This window comes from Pseudoalteromonas sp. SG44-8 (genome assembly GCF_014164125.1).
Taxonomy (GTDB): domain Bacteria; phylum Pseudomonadota; class Gammaproteobacteria; order Enterobacterales; family Alteromonadaceae; genus Pseudoalteromonas; species Pseudoalteromonas rhizosphaerae.
Genome location: NZ_JACJEQ010000008.1, coordinates 170,086 through 176,526 on the forward strand (window position 1 = coordinate 170,086; position 6,441 = coordinate 176,526).

Consider the following 6,441-nt stretch of genomic DNA (forward strand, 5'->3'; position numbering starts at 1 on the left):
ATCCAAAGAGGTTTCATTAAAGCATAAAAAAAGAGGCTATACAGCCCCTTTTTATATTATCCAGAGAATATCTGGATTAAATATCAACAATTAAGCGTCAGTTGGTGCATCAGCTGCGGCAGCTGCTGATTCCATTGCTTCTTTGATACTTAAACGTACACGACCTTGACGGTCTACTTCTAGTACTTTAACTTTAACTTCTTGACCTTCAGATAGGTGATCTGTCACGTTATTTACGCGCTCAGTACTGATCTGAGAGATATGCACTAGGCCATCTTTACCAGGAAGAATGTTTACAAACGCACCGAAATCAACGATACGTACAACTTTACCTTCGTAGATAGTACCTACTTCTAGTTCAGCTGTTAATTGCTCAATGCGGCTAATTGCATTTGCTGCGCTTTCACCGTCTGTTGCTGCAATTTTGATTGTACCGTCATCACCGATTTCAATCGTAGTACCTGTTTCTTCAGTAAGTTGACGAATAGTTGCGCCGCCTTTACCGATAACTTCTGCGATTTTCTTCTGTGGTATCTTCATAGTGTAGATACGTGGAGCAAACATTGAAAGCTCTTCAGATGGTGCAGAAATCGCTTCGTCCATCACACCTAAGATGTGTAAACGTGCAGCTTTTGCTTGTTTAAGCGCAATTTGCATGATTTCTTGTGTGATACCTTCAATCTTGATATCCATCTGTAGTGCAGTGATACCTGCAGCAGTACCAGCTACTTTAAAGTCCATGTCACCTAAGTGATCTTCATCACCTAAGATGTCAGAAAGAACTACGAATTTTTCGTCTTCTTTAACTAGACCCATCGCGATACCCGCAACAGATGCTTTAATTGGCACACCCGCATTCATAAGTGCAAGTGAAGTACCACATACTGATGCCATTGAAGATGAACCATTTGATTCAGTGATCTCAGATACAACACGGATTGAGTAAGGGAACTCAGTCAATGTAGGCATTACAGCTTGGATACCGCGCTTAGCTAGGTTACCGTGGCCGATTTCACGACGCTTAGGAGAACCTACAAAACCTGTTTCACCTACGCAGAACGGAGGGAAGTTATAGTTAAGCATAAAGTGGTTTTTGTGCGTGCCAGTTAAATCATCGATTAACTGTGAATCACGTTCTGTACCAAGTGTAGCTGTTACCAGTGCTTGTGTTTCACCACGCGTAAAGATTGCAGAACCGTGAGTACGTGGCAATACGCCAGTCATTACGTCAAGTGCACGGATCATATCTGGTTCACGACCATCGATACGTTTTTCGCCAGCAGTGATGCGCCCACGTACGATTTTCTTCTCAAGAGAACCAAATACTTTGCCAACTTCTTGCTTGTCTAGTGACTCGCCTTCAGCAAGCTCAGCTGTTAATACAGCAACAACTTCGTCTTTAGCTACGCCAAGTGCTTCTTTACGAGCCACTTTATCAGTGATGCGGTAAGCTTCGCCTACTTTATCAGCTGCGATTGCTGCTACTTTATCTTCTAAAGCAACGTTCTTTTCAGGTGCTGCCCAATCCCATGTAGGCTTGCCAGCTTCTGCTTTGAATTCGTTGATTGCGTTGATGATAGCTTGAGATTGCTCATGACCATATACAACCGCACCTAGCATAACGTCTTCTGCAAGTACGTCAGCTTCTGATTCAACCATAAGTACTGCGTTATCAGTACCAGCAACAACTAAATCAAGTTGGCTTTCTTCAAGCTCTTTTAGCGTTGGGTTAAGTACGTATTCGCCGTTGATGTAACCAACGCGCGCTGCACCAATTGGACCACTGAATGGGATACCAGAGATAGCAAGTGCTGCTGAAGTACCGATCATCGCAACCATATCAGGTTGAATTTCAGGGTTAACAGAAACAACAGTAGCAATAACTTGTACTTCGTTTACAAAACCATTTGGAAAAAGTGGACGAATTGGACGGTCAATAAGACGTGCAATAAGTGTTTCACCGTCGTTAGGACGACCTTCACGCTTTAAGAAACCACCAGGGATACGACCTGCAGCGTACATACGCTCTTGGTAGTTAACTGTTAGTGGGAAAAAATCTTGGCCAGGTTGTGCTTCACGCTTACCAACAACAGTAACTAATACTGATGTGTCGCCAATACTTGCTAGTACTGCGCCGTCTGCTTGACGAGCGATTGCACCGGTTTCTAGGGTAACTGTATGTTGACCTAGTTGAAATTCTTTAATAATTGCTTGCACTTAAAATGTTCCTTAAATGTGTTCTAATAAGTTGCCATCAAAGTACCAATTACAGTACATAATTGTATTCAGTTGGAAATCAATTAAGTACTACAATTGGCAATGATGTGAATAAGCGTAGATAAACCTTTTTATCTACGCGCATAGTATATAACAAAGTAATGCAAAATTGCGAGCTTAGTCCCTAGATAAAAGTGGTGATAATAGGCGCGCTAAAAAGTGTGCTTTGCTGTCACTAACTATGTGGCTTTTATTTGATATTTCAAGAGAATTAATTGTTGTGGACAGAGAGAGTGAGAAATTTCAGGCACAAAAAAAGGAGCTATAAAGCTCCTTTCTATGTAATCTAGTTCTTAGCGACGTAGGCCAAGTTCTTGGATTAACGCAGTATAACGTGCAATGTCTTTACCTTTAAGGTAATCAAGCAGTTTACGGCGAGTGCTTACTTTACGAAGCAGACCACGACGTGAGTGGAAGTCATGCTTGTGATCAGCAAAGTGACCTTGAAGCTTGTTGATATCAAAAGTAAGAAGTGCAACTTGTACTTCAGGTGAACCAGTGTCGCCTTCTGCACGTGCGAATTTTGCGATGATATCGATCTTTTCTTGATTGCTTAGTGACATAGTAACTCCAAAAATAAAATTTAAAAGGTGTCTTAGCCGATCACTAATTCAGCCAAAACGATTAGCGGGCGTATTCTACCAGCTACGGCAATAACTACAAGCTAAACTTTACGCTGTTGTTTCTTGCTGATTTGATAAGCCACGTTTTGACTTTAAATGGCCATCAGGATTACGTTCACCAGTGCCAATAAACACACCATCAGCGAGCACTTTAATTGCCCCTTCTGGCAGTTCAATATCAAGTACAACCGCCTGACCATGGCTAAAAGAACTACCTTGCTCTTTACTGAGCTCAACCACAGGTAGACCAACTAATGCGGTGTCCATTGGCAGTAATAGTTCATCAAGATAAGTAGAAGGCGTAAGCTCTTCTTGTTTCGCTTTTACTAATAACGCTTCTAACTGCTCAAGTGACACCATTTTGTCAGCAGGGTAATGCCCTACCGCACTGCGATGCAACATGATCACATGCGCGCCACAACCCAGGTTTTCGCCTAAGTCATCGACGATAGTACGAATATAAGTACCTTTTGAAACATGGGCGGTCATTTGCACTTCGTTATTAGCTTCATCGAACTCATCTAGTGTTAAACTAAATACGTTGATTTTTCTGCACTTGCGAGGTACTTCAATGCCTTCACGCGCATATTTATATAAAGGTCGGCCTTCATATTTTAACGCTGAATACATTGACGGGTATTGATCTGATTCACCTAAAAACTTAGCAATTTCTTCGCTAAGTTGCTCAGCCGTCACATTGACATCTTTAGTACTGACAATTTCACCATCAGAATCTGATGTTGTCGTACGTTCACCTAATTTAGCGCGAACTACATAGGTTTTGTCAGTATCGAGTAAAAACTGAGTAAATTTAGTCGCTTCACCAAAACAGATAGGCAGCATACCCGTTGCAAGCGGATCAAGGGCACCGGTGTGCCCCGCTTTTTGTGCAAAATACACACTTTTAGCTTGCTGTAGCGCTTTATTTGATGAAATGCCTATTGGTTTGTTTAACAACAAAATACCGTCAACTGGACGGCCTTTACTGCGCTTTGCCATCTGTATTAGTGCCTTCTTCGCTGTCTGTTTCGTCGATATGCTCTGCATCATCTACGCTATCAACTTCGTCATCTACATGCTTTGCTTTATCTTCACGAATAATAGAATCAACGAGGTTTGAAATACGCATGCCTTCCATCAGTGAATTATCAACCACAAACTTAAGCTCTGGCATAATACGGGCACGAATGCGTTTGCCAAGTAGTGAGCGAATATAACCGGTCGCTTCATTTAATACTTTAGCACTTTGCTTTGCAGCATCTTCATCTTGAGTGTTAAACACAGTAATAAAGATTTTTGCATAAGATAAATCACGTGATACTTCTACAGCAGATACTGTAACCATACCTAAACGTGGATCTTTAATTTCACGTTGCAAAATAACAGCAATTTCTTTTTGAATTTGCTGAGCAACACGATCAGTACGAGAAAACTCTCTCATTAGACTCTACTCTAAAAATTATAACTCATTGAGAAATATAAATAAGTTATTTAAATAATGGATACACAAATGGGGGCTGAGCCCCCATTTATTATCTTAGCTTACGAACAATTAAAGTGTACGTTGTACTTCAACTGTTTCGAATACTTCGATTTGGTCACCAACGCGAACGTCGTTATAGTTCTTAACGCCGATACCACATTCCATGCCGTTACGAACATCAGCAACATCGTCTTTAAAGCGACGAAGTGACTCAAGCTCACCCTCGTAGATAACCACGTTATCACGAAGTACACGAATTGGTGCGCTACGTTTAATAACACCTTCAGTAACCATACAACCAGCGATAGCGCCAATTTTAGGTGACTTGAACACGTCACGAACTTCAGCTAGACCAATGATCTCTTGCTTGAACTCTGGTGCTAACATACCAGACATAGCTTGCTTCACTTCGTCAATCAAGCTATAGATAACGCTGTAGTAACGTAAGTCTAAGTTCTCAGACTCAATTACTTTACGTGCCGATGCATCAGCACGAACGTTAAAGCCAACCACGATTGCATTAGATGCTGCAGCAAGGGTTGCGTCAGTTTCAGTGATACCACCTACGCCTGAGCCTACAATCTTCACTTTAACTTCATCTGTTGACAGTTTAGTCAATGAATCAGAGATTGCTTCGATTGAACCTTGAACGTCTGCTTTAAGTACCACATTAACTTCAGATACATTGCCTTCAGTCATGTTAGTAAACATGTTTTCAAGCTTCGCTTTTTGCTGACGTGCTAGTTTAACATCACGGAATTTACCTTGACGGTAAAGTGCAACTTCACGGGCTTTACGCTCGTCTTTAACTACAGTTGCTTCGTCGCCCGCTGCTGGAATACCAGATAGACCTAAAATCTCAACTGGGATTGAAGGACCTGCAGACTTGATGTCTTTACCGTTTTCATCGCGCATTGCACGAACACGACCATACTCAAGACCACATAATACAATGTCACCTTGGTTAAGCGTACCAGATTGTACAAGGATAGAAGCAACTGGACCACGGCCTTTATCAAGACGAGATTCAATAACAACACCAGCAGCCATACCCACAGTTGGAGCAGTAAGTTCTAACAACTCAGATTGGTTTAATACCGCTTCAAGAAGGTCATCAATACCTAAACCAGTTTTAGCAGAAATATGCACATACTGTGTATCACCGCCCCACTCTTCAGGAATAACGTCTAGTTGAGCAAGCTCATTCTTAACGCGATCTGGGTCTACGCCTTCTTTATCCATTTTGTTAACAGCGATAATTAAAGGAACGCCAGCTGCACGCGCATGCTGAACCGCTTCTTTAGTTTGTGGCATTACACCATCATCTGCTGCAACCACTAGGATTACGATATCTGTTGCTTTAGCACCACGAGCACGCATTGACGTAAACGCCGCGTGACCAGGAGTATCCAAGAAAGTGATCATGTTACCATTTACGTCAACATGATAAGCACCGATATGCTGTGTGATACCACCGGCTTCGCCAGAGGCCACTTTTGCTGAACGAATATAATCAAGCGTTGACGTTTTACCATGGTCAACGTGACCCATTACAGTTACTACTGGTGCACGTGGCTCAGATTTACCATCTTCATGACGGTCATTTAGTACTGTTTGCTCTAATTCGTTTTCTTTAACAATGATAACTTTGTGGCCCATTTCTTCTGCAACTAACTGTGCAGCTTCTTGGTCGATCACTTGGTTAATGGTAACCATGTCACCCATTTTCATCATTGTTTTTACAACTTCAGCGCCCTTAACGGCCATGCGTGATGCAAGCTCAGCAACTGTAATTGTTTCGCTAATACGCACTTCGTTTTTCACGTCAACCGTTGGCTTTTGGAAGCCATGTTGTAATGAAGCTGGTGCTTTTAGCTTGCTTTTCTTGCCTCTCGAAGGAACAAATTTCTCCTTCGCTGGGGCTTTTTTCTTTTTCTTAGCACGGCGTGTGCCTTGCTCATCACGCGCATCAGCAACATCTTCTGCTTCACGTGCGTAAGTAGAAGTCGTAAGGTGGTGATCAGCGGTTTCTTCGCGCTTCTTACGTTCTTCTTCTTC

The 6,441-nt window shown here is 42.1% G+C and carries 5 protein-coding genes; all 5 read right to left on the reverse strand.

The features are described from left to right. Positions 1–90: 90 nt before the first annotated feature. Positions 91–2,217: a polyribonucleotide nucleotidyltransferase gene (gene pnp / locus H5163_RS09320; RefSeq protein WP_145240442.1), complete on the reverse strand. Its 2,127-nt coding sequence runs from the start codon at positions 2,215–2,217 to the stop codon at positions 91–93. Positions 2,218–2,570: 353 nt separating this feature from the next. Continuing rightward, positions 2,571–2,840 carry a 30S ribosomal protein S15 gene (gene rpsO / locus H5163_RS09325; RefSeq protein WP_016707659.1) on the reverse strand — a complete coding sequence of 90 codons (270 nt, stop codon included), beginning with the start codon at positions 2,838–2,840 and terminating at the stop codon, positions 2,571–2,573. A 108-nt stretch (positions 2,841–2,948) separates the two neighbouring features. Next, a complete protein-coding gene (gene truB / locus H5163_RS09330) occupies positions 2,949–3,899 on the reverse strand; it encodes a tRNA pseudouridine(55) synthase TruB (protein ID WP_145240440.1) in 951 nt (316 codons plus the stop codon). Next, positions 3,883–4,341: a 30S ribosome-binding factor RbfA gene (gene rbfA, locus H5163_RS09335; protein ID WP_145240438.1), complete on the reverse strand. Its 459-nt coding sequence runs from the start codon at positions 4,339–4,341 to the stop codon at positions 3,883–3,885. Before rbfA ends, truB begins: the two co-directional genes overlap by 17 nt. A gap of 111 nt (positions 4,342–4,452) precedes the next feature. Further along, on the reverse strand, positions 4,453–6,441 hold a 1,989-nt coding region (gene infB / locus H5163_RS09340), incomplete at its 5' end, for a translation initiation factor IF-2 (RefSeq protein WP_182734976.1).

Excerpts from the sequence above, each read along its gene's own strand:
- rpsO (WP_016707659.1), bottom strand. The coding sequence starts at position 2,840 with ATGTCACTAAGCAATCAAGAAAAGATCGATATCATCGCAAAATTCGCA.
- truB (WP_145240440.1), bottom strand. The coding sequence starts at position 3,899 with ATGGCAAAGCGCAGTAAAGGCCGTCCAGTTGACGGTATTTTGTTGTTA.
- rbfA (WP_145240438.1), bottom strand. The coding sequence starts at position 4,341 with ATGAGAGAGTTTTCTCGTACTGATCGTGTTGCTCAGCAAATTCAAAAA.